The following is a 17281-nucleotide window of genomic DNA, read 5'->3' on the forward strand; positions in this document are numbered from 1 at the left end:
AAACTCCACCATGACGAGGGAACCCCCTTGCCGTCAAGTGGTCCTGCTGGCGACGTGCGACGATGCGCGGGTGGCCCTGACCGCGACGATCTACACCGCCGACATCGACATGGCCGATCACGACCGTGGCGTATACGAGACGCTGGCCCTCCGCGTTGCACGCCACCCATCCGAGTCGGACGACTACTTGGTGACGCGCCTGCTGGCCTATGCGCTCGAATACACCGAAGGTTTGGAGTTCTCGACCGGGGGCCTGTCCTCGCCCGATGACCCCGCCCTGGCCGTCCGGGATCTGACCGGGGCGCTGCGCTCGTGGATCGAGATCGGGTGGCCCGACCCGGCGCGGCTGCACAAGGCCGCGAAAGCCTCCCCCCGCGTGGCGGTCTACCCGCACCGGGACGCGGGGCAATGGCTCAAGCGCCTGGAAGGGGAGCGGATTCACCGGGCGGCGGACATCCACGTCCGGGCCATCGACCTCGGGTTGATCGGCGCGCTTGCGGCTCGCCTCGATCGACGGTTGGCGTTTGCGCTCGCCGTCTCGGACGGTGAACTGTTCGTGTCGCTCGGCGCCGACACGTTCACGGGTGTCGTTCGGGCGCACGTACTCCGGTGACCTGGACGACCATTCTCCGCGACGTCCGCTGACCGCTGCCCTCGGTTCCCGGACGGACGGCCCGGGTATAGTGAAACCGAATGCCGCAGAAGATCTGCGCGATGACCGTCGCGCTTGCGCTGACCGGCTTGGTCGGGGCCATCGGATGCCGGCGGGAAGAGGCGCCGTCGACGCCAGCCAGCGTGCCCGGGGCGGTCGCACCGGCGGTCATGGCCAACGCCACGTACGTTGGCCGGGCCCAGTGTGCGCGTTGTCACCAGCCCGAGGAGAAACTCTGGCAGGGGTCGCACCACGACCTGGCGATGCAGGAGGCCACACCGGCCACCGTGCTCGGCAACTTCGCCGACGCCACCTTCAGCTACGCTGGCACCACGACCCGCTTCAGCCGGCGCGACGGCCGGTACGTCGTGCGAACAGACGGTCCCGACGGACAGCTCCGCGACTACGACGTGGCGTATGTGTTCGGCGTGTACCCGCTGCAGCAGTACCTGATCGGGTTTCCCGACGGCCGGTATCAGGCGCTCGGTATCGCCTGGGATAGCCGCACGAAGGCCGAGGGCGGGCAGCGCTGGTACCACTTGTATCCGGACGAGGCCGTCACGCACTCCGACGTACTGCACTGGACGAAATTCAGCCAGAACTGGAACGCCCAGTGCGCGGTGTGCCATTCCACGAACCTGCGCAAGGGGTTCGATCGCGCGACCAACACTTACAAGACGACGTGGTCCGAGATGGACGTGTCGTGCGAGACCTGCCATGGGCCGGCGTCCGCGCATGTGGCATGGGCCAACACGCGCGCGAACGGCGCCGCCGTGACGTCGCCGAGCGCGGCGGACATAGGACTGACCGTGTCGCTCCGTGAGCGGCGTGACGTCCAGTGGACGATGCAGATGGCCAACGGCATCGCGAAGCGGAGCCCGGCGCTCGGTACGCGGCGCGCAGAAGTGGAGATCTGCGCCCCGTGCCATGCCCGTCGATCGGAACGATTCGACGCGCACGTGCCCGGCCAGCCGTTCCTTATGTCATACCGGCCGGCGTTCCTCTCCGAAGGGCTGTATCGCGCTGACGGGCAGATGCAGGACGAGGTCTACAACTACGGCTCGTTCCTCCAGAGCAAGATGCAAGCAGCCGGCGTGACCTGCTCGGACTGTCACGACCCGCACAGCCTAAAGCAGAAGGCCGACGGCAACGCGGTCTGCTCACAGTGCCATCTGCCGACGACCTTCGATGGGCCCACCCATCACGGGCACAAGGCAGGAACCGCCGGTGCGTCGTGCGTGGCCTGCCACATGCCGACCGAGGCGTACATGGGCGTGGATCGCCGGCACGATCACAGCTTCCGCGTGCCGCGGCCGGACTTCAGCGAGCGGTTCGGCACGCCCAACGCGTGCACTGCCTGTCACGCGAACAAGCCCGCGGCGTGGGCCTCGGCCGCTCTGGACACGTGGCGGACACCGGCGTGGCGGCAGCGACCGCATTTTGCCGAGACGTTCGCAAAGTCGCGGCAGGGCAGGGCAGACGCCGTCGGCGGGCTGACGACGATTGCCTCGGATGCCCGTCAGCCGGGCATCGTGCGCGCCTCGGCCCTGGAACTGTTGCAGGACGCCGGGCCGGCCCAACTCGAATTCTCGCTCGACGCACTCGCCGGCGATCCCGACCCGCTGGTCCGACTGGCCGTCGCGCAGGGCCTGCAACGGCTGGAACCAGCAGCGCGCGCTCGCATCGGCGGCCGCCTCCTCGAGGATCCGCTCAGGTCCATTCGCATCGATGCGGCGTCGGCCCTGGCCGGCGAGCCCGCCGCGTGGCTGCCCGCGGGGCAGCGAGAGGCGCTCGTGCGGAACCTCGGTGACGTGCGCGTGTCGGAGGCGTTCAACGGCGATCGCCCGGAGTCCTTCGTCAACCTGGCATTGCTCGAGGAACGGCGCGGAAATGTCGCGGCGGCCGCAGCCGAGTACGAAGCCGCCACGAAGTACGCGCCCTGGTTCCTGCCGGCTTATGTGAACCTCGCGGAACTCCAGCGGCAGGGGGGCAACGAGGTTGTCGCCGAGCAGACGCTGCGCCGCGCGCTGGCGGAGGTGCCCGGCGATGCCGGCGTGCTCTATGCCCTGGGGCTGTCGGTGTACCGCCAGCAGCGGGCTGCGGAGGCCGTGACCTTGCTGGCCCAGGCCGCGAGGGCCGCGCCCGAGGTGCCGCGCTATCCCTTTGCGTATGCCCTGGCGCTCGAATCGCAGGGAAGACTGCCAGAAGCGCTGCAGGTCATCGACGCTGCGCTCCTCCGTCACCCTGATAATCGGGATCTGCTCGACGCCGGCCTGGGCGCCGCCCAGAAGTCCGGCGACGTCGACCGCGCCCGCGCGTATGTCCGCCGCCTGCTGGTCGTCGCACCAGGGGATCCTGCATTGGTCCAGTTGGCACGCGGGCTCGGCGTGAGGTGATCTGTGTAGCTCACGCTGCAGCCGCGCCACGAGTACGACGGGTTCGGCGTCGGCGCCGACACGGACTTCGGCATGGGAGCGCTCGTCGACTGGAAGGCCGTTCGACCATTTCTGATTATCGGCCGCCTACAGCCTGATCAGCTTCAAGTTCAAGAAGGAGATCGGGTGCGGACGCCTGACGTGCCGCTGAAGGCCTCTCGGCCGACGTCACGGTACGGCTCCGGGAAAGCAGGCCTACAAAGAGCGAGTCTGGCCTCGGCCGACCGTCGTCTGGGATACTGCCCCGGTGAGGGGCATCCGCATTGCACTGGCCAACCTGCCGTTTCCCGAGTCGCCGGCCGCCGCGGTCTCTGGCGCGTGTGAGGCGATCGCGGCAGCGGCGCGTGAGAGGGTGCAGATCATCTGCTTCCCGGAGTGCTACGTGCCCGGGTACCGCGCCGTGGACAAGGCCGTGCCTCCACCCGATGCCGCCTGGCTCGCCGCCGCCACCACGACCATTGCGTCAGCGGCTGCGCGCGCACGCCTGACGGTCGTGTTGGGCACCGAGCGCCTCGACTCGGGCCGTCTGCTCGCGTCGGCCGTGGTCATCGGCCCGGACGGCGTCATCGGCGTGCAGGACAAGGTGCAGATCGATCCGTCGGAAGAGGGCCTGTACGCTGCGGGTGAGGGCAGGCGGGTCTTCGACGCCGACGGGATGACCTTCGGAGTGACGATCTGCCACGAAGGCTGGCGGTACCCGGAAACCGTGCGCTGGGCGGCGCGACGGGGCGCACAGGTCGTCTTCCATCAGGCCTTCCACGAAGCGGAGCCGGGCGGGTACCGGCCCGGCAGCTTTGCCGATCCGGCCAACACATTTCACGAGAAAGCGGTCCTTTGCCGCGCGGCGGAGAACACGTGTTACGTGGCGACGGTCAACTACGCCTGCGAGGGATCGCCGACGACATCAGCCGTGGCGCGCCCCGACGGGACGCTCCAGTGCTATCAGCCGTACGGTGTGGCCGGCGTGCTCGTCGCCGATCTCGATCTCGATCTCGCCACCGGGTTGCTGGCGAGCCGATGCCGCTACGAGTACTGAACAACACGAACACGCGTCAGGCGTGGCGCCTGACGCAGCCATTGTCCCAAGGAGCCTGAATGATCCGCACTCTCACTCGCGTGGCGCTGCTCGCCGCGGCGCTGCCGGTGGTCCTGCTGGCCGACACCAAGTTCACGTCCACCTGGGCCGCGCCCGAGGCAAAGCAGGTGAGTTTCACCGGCAAGAAGGTGGCGACACTGGTGATGTCGAGCGACGACAGTCTCCGCATGTCCGGTGAAGAAGGGCTCGTCACGGAACTGAAGGCGCGCGGCATCAATGCCGTCGCCGCCTATCGCCTGATCCCGAAGGAAGAACTCACCGATCCCGACAAGGCCCGCGGCTGGTTCGAGCGCACCAGCGTCGAGGGGGTGATCGTGATGCGGCCGGTCAGCATGGGCAAGCGCACCGTGTACACGCCGCCGGTCTGGACGTCGACGTACTACAACTCGCTGTGGGGATACTACGGCTACGGGTGGGGCGCCATGTACGATCCCGGCTCGATCCGTGAGGACATGGTGGTCGCCATCGAGACGCTGATCTACAGCGTGCCGACCAACGCCCTCCTGTGGGCCGGCTCCAGCGAGACCACCAACCCGAAGGACTCGCGCAAGCTCCTCGCCGATCTCGTCAAGGAGGCGGCAAAGGAGATGAAAAAGCAGGGACTGGCGGTCAAGTAACGCGACGAACGCCGAACGCCGAACGCCCTGACGAGGAGCTCGTCGCTAATCCCAAGTGCGTCGCGTCCAGTCCGCGGCTTGCATGTGCACTCTTGCATGTGTACTAATGTACTAGTACACTGTGGCACGACAAAGAGAGGGACACATGCGAACGCTTCTCGTGGCAACCGTCTTCAGTGTCTGTGCTCTGGTGAGTATGGACGCGCACCCCAACACCAACAGCAGCGACGTGGTCGGCACGTGGACCGGTCCCGCGCGGTGTCAGCACGGCGATGGCGAAACGATCACGCTGATCATCAAGCGCGACTCCGCCGGCAAGCTGCAGGGAGCGACAGACTGGGCGCGCTCCACCTCTGACGGGCGCCATGGCCCGGCGATGGCGTTCACGACGATGACCGTCGAGGGTGGACGCATCAGCGGCAGCACGACCGCGGACGGCCGAACGGCGCGCCTGAGCGCCGTTGTGCGCGGAGACACGATCGAAGGAAGCTGGCAGATTGATGAAGGCGATGACAAATGGACCTTTACCGGCGAGCGTCAGCGGGAGCCGGCCGGAAGCACGCGGCCACGCTGAGACCGCCTCGTCAGATCACGTGACGGCGCGGGGTGACCGCCGCGCCGTCTCCGTGGCAGGATGGACGGCATGACTCCCGAAGCGCAGCAGCATCGGGCCGCCAGCGCCGCCGACGTGCTCGACCGGATTGGCGCGAGCCTGATCGAACTGAACGGTCAACTGCAGGCCGCCGGCGACGATGTCAAGGGACAGCAGGCAGTGCTGGCCCTGTTCAGCCAGTTCGTGGAGACGACGCTTCCAGAGCTCACGGATTTGTCGATGCAGCTTCGGCCCACGCGCATCGTGCGGCCAGGCGAGCCCTGATCGACCCGCGCGTCAACGCGCCCAGCCGCCGACCAGCGCCCGCTGGTCATCACTCGGCCGGTATGCCGAGAAAGCTCTGGTCGTGGGTGGCGGCGGCGCCGAGGGTCAGCGAGCCGCGGATGTCGGCGCGCGTGCCGTCCAGCACGGTGAACCAAGTACGTCGCTGTGCTCTGCAGGTGCATCACATCGATCAGTTCATGTACGCCGACCCGATCAGCCAGGAACTTCGTGTACGAGAGTGCGCAGGAGTAGGCGGTGGGCGCGACCGTGACGCGATCGGTGGTCAGGGCCGGGGCGACCCGCACGACATGAGCGCGCCACGACTTCTGCGGGGCAGTGGCCCGCCAAGGACACGCCGGACGACCCCTCGCACCGATACTTGACGGCTGAAGTTTGTTACTCCCATGTCTCTTGACCTCGGGCCGTCCGGTCCCGACGTCACGCCCGCCTGGGTGCGCCTGGGGACCCTCACCAACACGGCCGGACAGCCGTCTGCGACGCCCATGCCCACGCGCTCGGCCTTGAACTGCTGCTGATGGTGGACGCCGACGTCAAGCGGGCCGTCAGGCCTCGTGCGTGTCCAGCACCGTGCGCGATGCCCGCTGTGTGGCCCGGCCAGTGCATCGGCGCCGGGCCACCTTGCAGGGCGGAGAGGACGACGAACATGGCGAAACGACGACGCGGGACAACGATGGTGCGAGCGTCACGACGAACGGGCCCGCAGACCAAGGCGATGATCCACGAGGTCGAAGTCGCGGGGATGTCGCGCATGACGCGGCCGTTCCTCGGATTGACTACGGACGATGAGCGATCCCCATTCGGGCCAGGCTCGAACTAGGGATTGACGCATTGATGCTCAATTGGATCTAAGTCCCGGCTTGGCGCGTCTAAGCCCGCAAGACGAACCCTGCCCTTTGGAGAAACTTTCGTCTGTCAACGCAGGGTGGTTGACAAACAACGAACGGGTTCTGAGCACAGAGGTCGCTGAACCGGACGGGTCTTGGTCGTCTGCGGTTGTTGTAGAGAATTTCCGGCAACACCCTCCTACTGGATCAGGCTGGCCGCCGGTGATCGCCTTGCTCGGGTGCAGCGTGGTGTTCAGCTGCTGCCTGAACCGGGTAGCGGCGAAGAGCGCCTCGTAAGGGCGACGAAGGAGATCGATATGAGGAAGACAATCTCAGGAGTGCTCGTGGGTGCTGTCGCACTAGCGTGCGTGATTGGCACGAGCACGAAGGCAGATGCGGCGCTTTTTGCGGCGATTTGCGACGACCTGGCCTGCGCCGGCGGGAACGATTTCATCGTTCTCGACAACAACGGCAACACCAGCGGGGGTGGCGCTGCGACCGATACGATCGGGGCGGTAGGGGCGATCAGTTTCGGAACCTCCGCCTTCGGTTATTCGCTCGTGGTGAACACCACGCAGAGTAAGCCGATGCTTGGTAGCGCGGCTTCGCCACAGCTGGACGTGACGTTCACGGCGACGACGAGCAACTCCAACAGCAACAGCGTCTTCCTGTATGCGAGCGACACGGATTTCCTCGGAGCGACCGTGCATCCGTTCCTGTTGACGTTCGGCGGAACAAACTCGGGCGGGAGCGGAACAGCCACGGGGCGGGCCTGGGGTGGCACGTCGAACACGGCGCTACAGTTCAGCGGCGCGAACTTGTTCGGCACGGTCGGGCCGCTGTCCAATCCGGCGTTCGCCGGATCGGTTGGGGGAACCTTTACGTCGGTCGTCAGCCCGTTTTCGCTGACGATCGGCGTTGCGATAAACCGCACGAGTGCCGGCACGACGACCGGCGACCTAAACCTGTCGCCTTCAACGATTCCCGAACCCGCCTCGATGGCACTCCTCGGCTTGGGGCTCATGGGCTTCGGCGCCGTCAAACGCATTCACAAGGGCAAGCAGGTCAAGTAACACACGCCGTCATCCTGTCAAGGTCGGAGGCGTCGGCCCTCACAAGCAGGTCGAGTGGAAGAAGTTGGTCGAGTCGCCGGCCCGTGGCGTGCCGCCGGTTGAAGGTCGCCAACTCGCGCACGCGCGCCATCACGCTCGACGATCAGGGCCGCCTCCTGGCCGAACTGCCGACGCAGGTGCGGCGCATTGCCCAGGTCGCGCTCCTGACCGGCGCCCGCATCGGGGAGGTGCTCGACCTGACCTGGGACGAACTCACCGAGACGGACCTCACGTTTCGCCGCACGAAGAACGGCGGGGCGCGCACCCTGCCGATGTCCGAGGCGCTCAAGACGGTCTTCGGGGAGGTCAAGCGCCGGGGGGCCTACGTCGTCATGACCCGGAAGGGGACGGGGCTGCACGGCAAGGGGAAGGCCGAGGCGACCCGGTACACTGCCAACGGCTTCCGGCACACGTTCCGCCGGGCCGTCGAGCGGGCCGGACTGGACGGCGCGAAGGTGACGCCGCACACGATGCGGCACACCGTCCTGAGCCGGAGGGTCGCCGCCGGCCACGACGATCACACGGTCATGGAAATCAGCGGCCATCGGTCGACGCGGATGCTCCAGCGGTACACACATCCCCAGCGGGCACACTGCGTCGCGGCGCTCCAGAGCGTGGCCTTCTCGGTCACAAACAGGGCACAACCACCTGAAACAGCCCAAGGCGGCGAAGGGTGAAACTTGCGAAATTGCTTAGGATTTGTGGTGCGCAGTACTGGATTCGAACCAGTGACCCCCGCCGTGTGAAGGCGAATCCGCCTGCACCCCAGGCACACCGATAGACACGTCAAAAACACGGAATTCATTGAGGTAATCGGCTCAGAATGAGTGGCCCATTGTGTACCGCGGTGCACCTCGGTACACTAGTACTGCACCCCTAATGCACCCCCAGAACCGGCGCGGTCCACACCCCCACGTCTATCAGGGTGCTCCATTCAAGGGCTGATCCGCATGCAGGCGACCATCAACGCCACTCTCGTCAAGACCCTGACGGCTCAACCGCTCGCGGCTGATCAGGACGTGCGCGACAACAAGCTACGCGGCTTCGTCCTCCGCTGCCGGCGTTCCGGAATCCACACCTACCGCGCACAAGTCGGGCGCGGGCAGTGGGTGACGATCGGCACCACGGACAAACTCACCACGCAGCAAGCCCGCGACGAGGCGACGCGTGTGCTGTCGGCCGTGGCGCTGGGCGCGAATCCCGTTGAAGAGCGCCGCGCGAAGCGGCAAGCGCACGACCTCGCCGGCTTCTTGAACGACGTTTACGAGCCGTGGGCGACCGTGCATCTCACGACGGGCACCGAGACGATCGCGCGACTCAGGGCCAGCTTCGCCGAACTCCTCGAGACGAAGCTCAGCGCGTTGTCGGCGTGGCACCTTGAGCGTTGGCGGACGAACCGTCGCAAGGCCGGCGTCCGTCCCTCCACCATCAACCGGGACCTGAACGATCTTCGGGCGCTGCTGGGGCGAGCGGTGCAGTGGAAGCACTTGAAGGGCAATCCTCTCGACGACGTCAAGCCCGAGCGCGTGGATCGCCGGGCCAACGTGCGATATCTCTCCCGGGACGAGGAGGGACGGCTTCTAACGGCGCTCGCGGCTCGGGACGAGCGGCTCCGTGATGGGCGTGCATCGGCGAACGTCTGGCGTGATGCGCGAGGCTACGAGCCCCTCCCGACCCTTGAAACCTACGCCGACCACCTCACACCGCTCGTTCTCCTGGCAATGCATACGGGCTTGCGCCGCGGCGAACTGTTCTCGCTCGAGTGGCCCGACATCAACCTTGCTGCAGCGCGTCTCACGGTGCGTGGGCAAACCGCGAAGAGCGGGCAGACTCGCCATTTGCCGCTCAACGGCGCTGCCATTGGTGTGTTGACAGCGTGGGGGCCGCGGCCGGCCGGCTACGTGTTCCCGTCACCCAACGACAGTTCGCGCCCGCTGGCTGATGTGAAGACCGCATGGCTCGAGCTGCTGAAGCGCGCGAGCATCGCCGGCTTCCGCTTTCACGACCTGCGGCACACGTTCGCGAGCAACTTGGTGCAGGCCGGCGTCGATCTCGCCGTCGTGCGCGACCTCTTGGGCCACAGCACGATCCTCATGACCGAAAAGTACGCGCACTTGAGCCCTAACCAGGCGGTAGACGCGGTGGCCCGGCTGGTTCGCTCGTGGCTAGTGGACTGTATCAGCTGAACGTGAAGTATCACGCGATGCGGCGCGTCGGGTCGCGATACGTCCAGCGCACCGGCTTCGCGGCGCGATTGTAGCGGTCGATATACCGCCTGATCTTGCGCGCGAGGTCAGTGGTCGACGTGAAGATGCCGCGGGCGAGCAGGTCGCGTGCGATCTTGCTGAACCACAGCTCGACCTGGTTCAACCACGAGCTGTAGGTCGGGGTGAAGTGGATCTGCACCGACGGATGCGCCTCGAGGAACGCGGCCACCTGCTTGGTCTCATGCGCCGAGAGATTGTCCGCGATGATGTGGATCTCCCGGTCAGCCGGCTGCGTCGCCACCACCGTGCTGAGGAAGGCGACGAACTCCGCGCTGGTGTGTCGCTCTGCGGTCTTGCCGATCACCTCGCCGGTGTCGGTGTTGAGGGCGGCGTACAGCGAGAGGGTGCCGTGTCGGACGTACTCGAAGCCGTGTCGCTCCGCGCGCCCAGGCGACAACGGCAGGATCGGATCACGGCGGTCCAGCGCCTGAATCGCGGTTTTCTCATCAACACAGAACACGACGGCGTGCTGCGGCGGCTGCAGGTACAACCCGATGACGTCGGCGGCCTTGGACTCGAAATCGGGATCGGTCGAACGCATGTAGCGCTCCAGCCGATGCGGTTGCAGGCCCGCGCGCTTCCAAATCCGCGCCACCATCGTGTGCGAGAGCTTGAGCCGAGTGGCCAGCGTCCGCGTCGACCAGTGCGTGGCGCCATGCGGCGGCGTCTTGCGCGTCCACGCGAGCACGCGTGCCTCGACGGCCGGCGTCAGGACGGTCGGGCGCGAGCCCTGATGGCGCCCCCACAGGCCACGCAAGCGGTCAGTCAGGAAGCGTGCCTTCCACTTGGCGATCGTCGCGGAGCTCCAGCCGACGGCGGCGGTCACCTCGGCGTACGAGTGACGGTCGGCCAGGAGCAGCAGCGCGCGGGCACGGCGCGCAAGGTCGGCTCGGCCGCTGCCGGCACGGGCGTAGCGCTCCAGCTCGGCGCGCTCATCGGCGGTGAGCATGACGTCGTCCAAGGACTGCGGCATGCCCCAGTGTACATGTTTATGAATGGCTAATACAGTTCACTAGGAACAGACGGCGTCGGCTGGCAGCCAGCGCCCACGAGACGAGGCTGATTCGACACGCTCGACTGGTATCAGCAGTGCACGCCGATGACCCTCGCGAGCAGGGCCTCGTGCTTCAGGAGATTGAGGCAGATCTCCCTGGGTTTCGCCAGTCGTTCGGTCTAGTCGAGGAACTCGAAGATGTCTTCAAAGCGACAGGGAATGGCGGTGTCCCGGCCGGCCGCATGGGCCGGTCGGGCTCCGTGCCCGGTGCCCAAAGTGCCGGATTCTGTTTAGCGTGGGGCTGACGTGCCGGTCACTCGCCTCCATTGCTCGTTGATCTTTATGCCCTGGTTTTCACCGACGTTATGCCAGATGTCACCGTTGAGTCGGCATTGGTACGTCCCGGACGCACCCCGGTACTTCTCGAACACTGGACCAAACCCGTGCTCTATCGACGTTGTGTGGGTTCCATTTGCGAATGTCTGCGGTCCGCCATGCCCAGCCTGAACGACACCGTTGCCTCCGAGCCACACGACAAAGTAGTGGGTCGGTGTGACGTGTTTCAGCACGCTGGTGACACCGGGTATCGCGGGCACATCGATAATCTGCCAAGTGCCGACGAGCTCGCGCGCAGTGCAGGCTTGCCCCTTGACCTCGGGCTGGGCAGGTGTTGCCGGTTGCGGAGGCGTGGACGGCTGCAAGGCGGTAAGCAGTGCGACGAGGGCAACGTTGAGCATGGCTGTTTTCCTCACGTTCTGGGTGGCGACGCGCCAACCGCGCGCGCAGGGTAGCACAGTGGCTCGAAAAATCGCTGCCACCCCTCGACTGACGCCCCCCGCAGGAGCCAAGTACGCACGGACAACGAACTACAGCATTCACACGGAGCCCAGATCGATGCCTCAGAACTCACCACGACCGACCGGAGGGCGCCGGAAGCGCCTCCGGCCCACCGAGATTGACCTCGAGCCATCAGTGCAGGTGACGGCCCCGACCTCTCTGTCGAGCGCGGAACTGGCCGTGTGGGACCGGCTCGCGCCCTCCGCTCTGCGGATGGGCACGCTGACGCCAGAGACGGTCCCCGGTTTCATCCTGCTCGTGCAGACGATGATGGCGCGCGACGAGGCGGCCGCGGTGCTGGCGCGCGATGGGCTCGTCGTGAATCGCACCGTGCACCAGGTGAGCACGCACGTGCGCCAGATGACACAACGGCTCGAGTCGCTGCTGTCGCGGTTCTCGCTGCTGCCGACAGGCCGGCCCGTCGAGCGGCCCCGTCCGGCCCGTGTCGACGACGTCGACGAGTGGGAGTCAGGGCACGACTTCTACGGGGTAGTGCGGAAGCCGCAGCCCACCCGGGAACGCGGGATGTCGCGGCCCACCGCTTGACAGTGAGGAGCGACGCCAGATTAGTTGGCAGACTCATCAAAGCCACGTCGGTGGTCGCTATGGAGTTTTGTGTGGATCTCGAATGCTGCGCGCTCACCATTCGTGACTACGAAGCGCGACGGCTAGCCGGCTGACGCGGATGACGTTCCACGAACCCCTGCCCGGCCCTACGGCGGGCAGGTTGCGGCTCTGGACGTTGCACAAGGACGGCCGCACGGCGACTTGCGACGCGCAGGCGCACACGCTCGGCCTCGAACTCCTCTCCGGCGCGGCGCGTTCCTGGCGAAGGGCTGGACGGCCTGCCGGCCGCGGCGAGCGGGATGCGGCCGCCTGTCGCGCTCGCCGATCCCCACAGGACAACGTCGCTCCCGATCGCGCGCGCCGGCCCCGTCGGTGTTCGGTAGCGCCGGCGTGCTGCCGGTCGCGATGTCCTGGGCGCCGGGTGTCGAGGCCGTGACGGCGGCCGCGGCGTCTTCGCGGCGCCACTCTTCGATGATCAGACGCCCGACCACATCATCGGCGATCCACCACGCCTGTTCGATGCAGTTCAGTGGCGCGCGGAAGAATTCCGACCCACTGAAGTGGATCACCCGCCAGCCAAGCAGCGCAAGATCGCGATCGCGTTGATTGCGCCGCGTCACTTGTTCCTTGGTGCGTTCTCGCCAAGGCTCCCGCATCGAAGTTGAGCCAAGGGCTCTTCACGTTCTCTGCGGTGAGGCACGCTATACCGACCGTCGATTCCGCGAGTTCAGAACGAATCTCGTGCCACCAACTGGCGCCTGCGACGATGCTTACCTTTGACAGCCAAGGCTTGGTATTCGGCAGGACGAGTTGAAGGAGTTCATGGAGCGCCTTGGCGACGGCTCCGCTATCGTTCCCGCTCCAACTGATGAAAATCTTCAAGCATCCACCTCGCGGCTGCACCCCTAATGCACCCCCCGAACAAAAACGCCCGTGAGCTTGGCTCGCGGGCGTCGGTGTAAGTTATTATCCTGCAACCACTTTGTGGTGCGCAGTACTGGATTCGAACCAGTGACCCCCGCCGTGTGAAGGCGGTGCTCTACCGCTGAGCCAACTGCGCACACTGAGGTGGGGTGTGCCTCGTAGCAGCCGCGCCTCGCGCGCCCGCCACGAACTTCAAACTATAACGCAGGGCTGAGCGCAGTGGCAAGACGGCTCATGTATCACCACTTCGCCCGCATGCATCAGATGCTCCGCGTGACGCCGGCAATGGGAATGGGGTCCGCTACCGCGCGGCGCCCGTCACGATCCACCACCAGCCGGCGGCGACAGCGGCACCCGCAACCGTGTCCACCAGGAAATGGTAGCGGCCGACCACGGTCGCGACGCAGATGGCGAACGCGACGACGCCGAAGATCGGCGCCGTCGGCGCCTGCAGTGACCACAGCGCGAGCGCGACGGCCACGGCCCCGGCCGCGTGGCCGCTCGGGATCGTGTTCATGTGATGGCTGCCATGCGCCAGCACGGCTTCGTTGGCATGCCGGAACTTCGATCTCGCGCGAAGCGAGCCAGCCCACGGCTCGAGCGCTCGCGGTGGGCGCGTCTGCAGCCAGGCCAGCGCGATATAGCACGACGCCTCCGAGAGGAACACCACCGTCCAGTAGACGTCCACGCTCACGGAGCCGCCCCGCGACCACGCCGCCCATGCCCCGAGCGGCAGTAGCGCATAGACCGAGAAGTACGCGCTTTCCAGGACCTCCAGCGCCCACGACGATCCGGACGTGAGACGCGCCTCGAGGCGCAGTGGCGCAAGCAGCCTCCGATCGACCGACAGGAGTCGTTGCTCGAGGCGCGGCTGCGGCTCGACGAAGTAGCCGCCAGCAAGCCAATGCGCCCCTAGAACGAGGAGCGCCGGCGCAACGTTGCGCGCAACACCGGTGACTCCGCGGTCAGGCAACTGCGTCGTTGCGAGTGCCGCCATGCCGAGCACGAAGGCACCGCCGATCACGCGCCAGCGCCCGCGTGCATCGAGCGGTCGTACCAGGGCGACGACTGCTGCCACGACGCACCAACACACGACCGCCAACTCGGAAGCCCGCGCACCCATCAGCAGCGAATGTGTCATCTGCCTGCGGAACAGCTCATGGCGCTATGCTCCTGAGGCCCGAAGGCCGACGGCCGAATGACGAAGGCCGACCGGTTGCCCGAGCCCTGAGGCTTGAGACCTGAGACTCGAGCCCTGAGACCTTTGTATGATCGCCCCGTGACCGACCGCGGTGCCCGTCTCGTGTATTCGACCGATCAGGGACGCACCTGCCCGAAGTGCGGCTGGCCTGCGAAGAACTGCCAGTGCAGTACACGCGCGTCGGTCGAGGAGCCAGTACCCGCGCGGGTTACGGCGAAGCTGAGGATGGAGAAGAAAGGACGTGGTGGCAAGACCATGACCGTGGTCGACGGCCTGCCGCGCAATTCGGCATTCCTCAAGGATCTCTGCGCGGAGTTGAGGCGCCTCTGCGGCACCGGCGGCGCTGTCGAGGATGGAGCCATCGAACTCCAGGGCGACTTGCGCGAGCGGCTGCGTCCTCACCTCACGACCAGGGGCTTCATCGTCAAGGGCTAGATCGGGCAGATGAAGCCGCGCGCGTGGCTCTGCTAGACTGCGCCGCGTGCCGACATTCCACTCGCTGCGCCTCCGCCGCATGCTCGCGCCGACGCTCCTGCTGCCTCTTGCCGGCGGGCTCCTGCAGCCGGCCAGGGCAGGCGCGCAGGACCTGTGGACGGGCACGCCCGAAGTGCTCGTCACGCCGGTGAGTCCCACGTGGACCTACCGGGTCGGCGCGCCAGCCACCTTCACGGTCGCCGTCCGACGCGATGGCCATCCGCTGTCGGGCGTGGCGGTCACCGTGCGATGTGGCCCCGAGATGCTGCCGCCGACCCTCATGAAGGAGGTCACGAGCGGTGCCACGCCTGTCGTCGTCGAAGCCGGGACAATGAACAGCCCCGGTTTCCTGCGATGCATCGGCACCGCGCAGCACGAGGGGCGCAGCTATCGTGGCCTCGGAACGGCCGGTTTCGATCCGCTGACGATCGCGCCGACCGTGACCGATCCCGCGGACTTCGATGCGTTCTGGTCGGAGGGCAAGGCCCAGCTCGCGAAGATCCCGATCGAGATGACGCGTGAGCTGCTGCCTTCCTATGGCGGCCCCGGCATCATCGTCTCGCACGTCAGCTTCCAGACCGTGGGGCTGGACCCGAACGGGACCGCGACGAGCCGCATCTACGGCATCCTGTGCGAGCCGTCTGCGCCGGGCAAGTATCCGGCGTTGCTCTCGGTACCAGGGGCCGGCGTACGTCCCTATCGTGGCCTGCTTGCGCCGTGTCAGCACGGGTTGATCACGCTGCAGATCGGCATTCACGGGTTGCCGGTCACCCTCGATCCGCTCGTGTACACGAGCCTCGGCGCTGGCAGCCTCTCGCGCTACTTCATGACCAACCTCGAGGACCGCGATCGGTTCTTCTATCGGCGTGTGTACCTGTCGACGGTGCGGTCCAACGACGTGCTCACGAGCCTGCCGAACTACGATGGCGTCAACCTCGGCGTCATTGGTGGCAGCCAGGGCGGCGCGCTCGCGATCGTCACGGCGGCGCTCGACCCGCGCGTGAAGGTGCTTTCGTCGACCTATCCCGCGCTGGCGGACCTGACCGGATACCTGAACAACCGTGCCGGCGGCTGGCCGCATTTCTTCCACCCGACGCGCCCCGGACCCAAGCCCACGCCTGAGGCGCTGCGCACCCTGCCGTACTACGACGTCGTGAAATTCGCGCGTCGCGTGAAGGCTCCCGGCATCTACACGTGGGGCTACAACGACGAAACGGTGCCGCCGACGTCCATCTTCTCGGCCTACAACGTCATCACCGCCCCCAAGGTGTGGATGCTGGCCGTGACGACAGGGCACAACACGACGCCGGAGCAGGCGACGCGCACCGACGCATGGATGGAAGAGGCGCTGAAGACGGGCCACATGCCGTCGACGATTCCGGTGCCGCCGCCACCGACACCGTAGCGCGAGCGGTCACATCGTGCCGTAGAGCCGATCGCCGAAGTCGCCGAGCCCGGGCACGATGAACTTGTGTGCGTTGAGGTGACTGTCGATCGCCGGCGTGTAGATCTCCACGTCGGGGAAGTGCGCCTCGACCTCCTGAATGCCTTCGGGCGCCGCGACGATGCAGAGCAGGCGCATCCGCTGCGCGCCGCGTGACGCGAGCAGTTGCAGCGACGCGACGGCACTCCCACCGGTCGCCAGCATCGGATCCACGAGCACGACCAGGCTGGCGTCGAGCCCCGCCGGGAACTTCGCGTAGTACTGCGACGCGACCGCGGTGGTCTCGTCGCGCTGCAGTCCGATGTGCCCGACACGCGCGTGCGGCACCACGCTCAGCACGGCATCCAGCATGCCCAGCCCGGCGCGCAGAACGGGAACCACGATGACGCTGGCCGAGACCTTGACGCCGTTGGCCGGGCCGAGGGGTGTGTCCACCACGACGGCTTCCGTCGGCAGGTCGCGCATCGCTTCGGTCGCGATGAGGACGCTGAGGCGTTGCGCGTACTGTCGAAACAGCGGCGAAGGCGTCCTCGTGTCACGCAGGTGCGTCAGCAGTTCCTGTGCAACGGGATGGGAGATGACGTGGACAGGCACGGGCCGCACTGTATCTGAAGCGGTACCGGTTCGGAAGGCAGGGCCCACTCTCCTTGGCGAATGGTAGGGACGCCTCTCCGAGGCGTCCATCAGCCTCGCCGCACGGAGAAGACGGACCCAGCCTCGCGGAACGGAGAAGATGGACCCAGCCTCGCCGCATCGAGGAGATGGACCGCTCGGAGAGCGGTCCCTACCGTCAAGCCTACGGTCCCTACCGTCAAGGCTACGTGAGCCGCTTCTTCGTCTCGTCGAAGCCCACCTGATGGCAAATTGGGCCAATTTGCCAGTTTGCACGTGTCAGGCGGTGTCTGCTCCGAAACCAGCGATACACTAAATGGTTCGCAC

At 66.6% G+C, this 17281-nt stretch carries 18 protein-coding genes and 1 tRNA gene; 13 read left to right on the top strand and 6 right to left on the bottom strand.

All coding sequences use genetic code 11. The features are described from left to right. Positions 1-10: 10 nt before the first annotated feature. From LuPra_RS16155 to LuPra_RS16195, 10 genes are all read left to right on the top strand, one after another. Positions 11-613 carry a YaeQ family protein gene (locus LuPra_RS16155; protein WP_234800418.1) on the top strand — a complete coding sequence of 201 codons (603 nt, stop codon included), beginning with the start codon at positions 11-13 and terminating at the stop codon, positions 611-613. 80 nt (positions 614-693) lie between these two features. Further along, positions 694-3048 (top strand): tetratricopeptide repeat protein, encoded by a 2355-nt coding sequence (locus LuPra_RS16160; protein ID WP_110171697.1) that lies wholly within the window; start codon positions 694-696, stop codon positions 3046-3048. A 286-nt stretch (positions 3049-3334) separates the two neighbouring features. Beyond that, complete coding sequence (locus LuPra_RS16165; protein WP_110171698.1) at positions 3335-4123, top strand: carbon-nitrogen hydrolase family protein; 789 nt, start codon at positions 3335-3337, stop codon at positions 4121-4123. 59 nt (positions 4124-4182) lie between these two features. Further along, positions 4183-4800: a DUF4136 domain-containing protein gene (locus LuPra_RS16170; RefSeq protein WP_110171699.1), complete on the top strand. Its 618-nt coding sequence runs from the start codon at positions 4183-4185 to the stop codon at positions 4798-4800. A 145-nt stretch (positions 4801-4945) separates the two neighbouring features. After that, on the top strand, positions 4946-5374 hold the full coding sequence (locus tag LuPra_RS16175; RefSeq protein WP_110171700.1) for a hypothetical protein: 429 nt from the start codon (positions 4946-4948) through the stop codon (positions 5372-5374). Between the two features lie 69 nt (positions 5375-5443). Further along, positions 5444-5677, top strand: coding sequence for a hypothetical protein (locus LuPra_RS16180; protein WP_110171701.1), 234 nt, complete (start codon positions 5444-5446; stop codon positions 5675-5677). Between the two features lie 404 nt (positions 5678-6081). Further along, complete coding sequence (locus tag LuPra_RS33930) at positions 6082-6213, top strand: hypothetical protein (RefSeq protein ID WP_257724459.1); 132 nt, start codon at positions 6082-6084, stop codon at positions 6211-6213. A 548-nt stretch (positions 6214-6761) separates the two neighbouring features. Further along, positions 6762-7595: a PEP-CTERM sorting domain-containing protein gene (locus LuPra_RS16185; protein ID WP_157899265.1), complete on the top strand. Its 834-nt coding sequence runs from the start codon at positions 6762-6764 to the stop codon at positions 7593-7595. Positions 7596-7678: 83 nt separating this feature from the next. Beyond that, positions 7679-8311 (top strand): site-specific integrase, encoded by a 633-nt coding sequence (locus tag LuPra_RS16190; protein WP_157899266.1) that lies wholly within the window; start codon positions 7679-7681, stop codon positions 8309-8311. A 273-nt stretch (positions 8312-8584) separates the two neighbouring features. Further along, positions 8585-9820: a phage integrase gene (locus LuPra_RS16195; protein ID WP_110171704.1), complete on the top strand. Its 1236-nt coding sequence runs from the start codon at positions 8585-8587 to the stop codon at positions 9818-9820. A 10-nt stretch (positions 9821-9830) separates the two neighbouring features. On the opposite strand, the gene LuPra_RS16200 is transcribed toward LuPra_RS16195, so the two are convergent. Both LuPra_RS16200 and LuPra_RS31970 read right to left on the bottom strand, forming a co-directional pair. After that, positions 9831-10874 carry an IS630 family transposase gene (locus tag LuPra_RS16200; protein ID WP_234800419.1) on the bottom strand — a complete coding sequence of 348 codons (1044 nt, stop codon included), beginning with the start codon at positions 10872-10874 and terminating at the stop codon, positions 9831-9833. A gap of 311 nt (positions 10875-11185) precedes the next feature. Beyond that, positions 11186-11632: a hypothetical protein gene (locus LuPra_RS31970; protein WP_157899267.1), complete on the bottom strand. Its 447-nt coding sequence runs from the start codon at positions 11630-11632 to the stop codon at positions 11186-11188. 235 nt (positions 11633-11867) lie between these two features. Between LuPra_RS31970 and LuPra_RS16205 the strand changes: the two genes are divergently transcribed. After that, complete coding sequence (locus LuPra_RS16205; RefSeq protein WP_110171705.1) at positions 11868-12278, top strand: P27 family phage terminase small subunit; 411 nt, start codon at positions 11868-11870, stop codon at positions 12276-12278. Positions 12279-12791: 513 nt separating this feature from the next. Here the strand turns inward: LuPra_RS16205 and LuPra_RS34550 are convergent. The 3 genes from LuPra_RS34550 to LuPra_RS16220 form a co-directional block, all read right to left on the bottom strand. Then, a complete protein-coding gene (locus tag LuPra_RS34550) occupies positions 12792-13202 on the bottom strand; it encodes a toll/interleukin-1 receptor domain-containing protein (protein ID WP_110171706.1) in 411 nt (136 codons plus the stop codon). A gap of 82 nt (positions 13203-13284) precedes the next feature. Beyond that, positions 13285-13359, bottom strand: a tRNA-Val gene (locus tag LuPra_RS16215). Positions 13360-13524: 165 nt separating this feature from the next. Beyond that, the gene (locus tag LuPra_RS16220; protein WP_110171707.1) at positions 13525-14364 is read right to left on the bottom strand and encodes a phosphatase PAP2 family protein; all 840 of its coding nucleotides are present in this window, start codon (positions 14362-14364) and stop codon (positions 13525-13527) included. A gap of 138 nt (positions 14365-14502) precedes the next feature. Here LuPra_RS16220 and LuPra_RS16225 point away from each other — a divergent pair, with 138 nt between their 5' ends. Both LuPra_RS16225 and LuPra_RS16230 read left to right on the top strand, forming a co-directional pair. Beyond that, complete coding sequence (locus tag LuPra_RS16225) at positions 14503-14859, top strand: SUI1 family translation initiation factor (protein ID WP_234800420.1); 357 nt, start codon at positions 14503-14505, stop codon at positions 14857-14859. 46 nt (positions 14860-14905) lie between these two features. Then, positions 14906-16303 carry an acetylxylan esterase gene (locus LuPra_RS16230; RefSeq protein ID WP_234800421.1) on the top strand — a complete coding sequence of 466 codons (1398 nt, stop codon included), beginning with the start codon at positions 14906-14908 and terminating at the stop codon, positions 16301-16303. Between the two features lie 9 nt (positions 16304-16312). Here the strand turns inward: LuPra_RS16230 and upp are convergent, their stop codons facing one another. Further along, on the bottom strand, positions 16313-16936 hold the full coding sequence (upp, locus tag LuPra_RS16235) for a uracil phosphoribosyltransferase (protein ID WP_234800422.1): 624 nt from the start codon (positions 16934-16936) through the stop codon (positions 16313-16315). Positions 16937-17281 lie beyond the last annotated feature (345 nt).

Source organism: Luteitalea pratensis, from assembly GCF_001618865.1.
Taxonomy (GTDB): Bacteria; Acidobacteriota; Vicinamibacteria; order Vicinamibacterales; family Vicinamibacteraceae; genus Luteitalea; species Luteitalea pratensis.

Coding starts and splice junctions, on each gene's coding strand:
- LuPra_RS16160 (WP_110171697.1), top strand. CDS start 694: ATGCCGCAGAAGATCTGCGCGATGACCGTCGCGCTTGCGCTGACCGGC.
- LuPra_RS16155 (WP_234800418.1), top strand. CDS start 11: ATGACGAGGGAACCCCCTTGCCGTCAAGTGGTCCTGCTGGCGACGTGC.
- LuPra_RS16195 (WP_110171704.1), top strand. CDS start 8,585: ATGCAGGCGACCATCAACGCCACTCTCGTCAAGACCCTGACGGCTCAA.
- LuPra_RS16200 (WP_234800419.1), bottom strand. CDS start 10,874: ATGCCGCAGTCCTTGGACGACGTCATGCTCACCGCCGATGAGCGCGCC.
- LuPra_RS16170 (WP_110171699.1), top strand. CDS start 4,183: ATGATCCGCACTCTCACTCGCGTGGCGCTGCTCGCCGCGGCGCTGCCG.
- LuPra_RS33930 (WP_257724459.1), top strand. CDS start 6,082: ATGTCTCTTGACCTCGGGCCGTCCGGTCCCGACGTCACGCCCGCCTGG.
- LuPra_RS16180 (WP_110171701.1), top strand. CDS start 5,444: ATGACTCCCGAAGCGCAGCAGCATCGGGCCGCCAGCGCCGCCGACGTG.
- LuPra_RS16220 (WP_110171707.1), bottom strand. CDS start 14,364: ATGACACATTCGCTGCTGATGGGTGCGCGGGCTTCCGAGTTGGCGGTC.
- LuPra_RS16175 (WP_110171700.1), top strand. CDS start 4,946: ATGCGAACGCTTCTCGTGGCAACCGTCTTCAGTGTCTGTGCTCTGGTG.
- LuPra_RS31970 (WP_157899267.1), bottom strand. CDS start 11,632: ATGCTCAACGTTGCCCTCGTCGCACTGCTTACCGCCTTGCAGCCGTCC.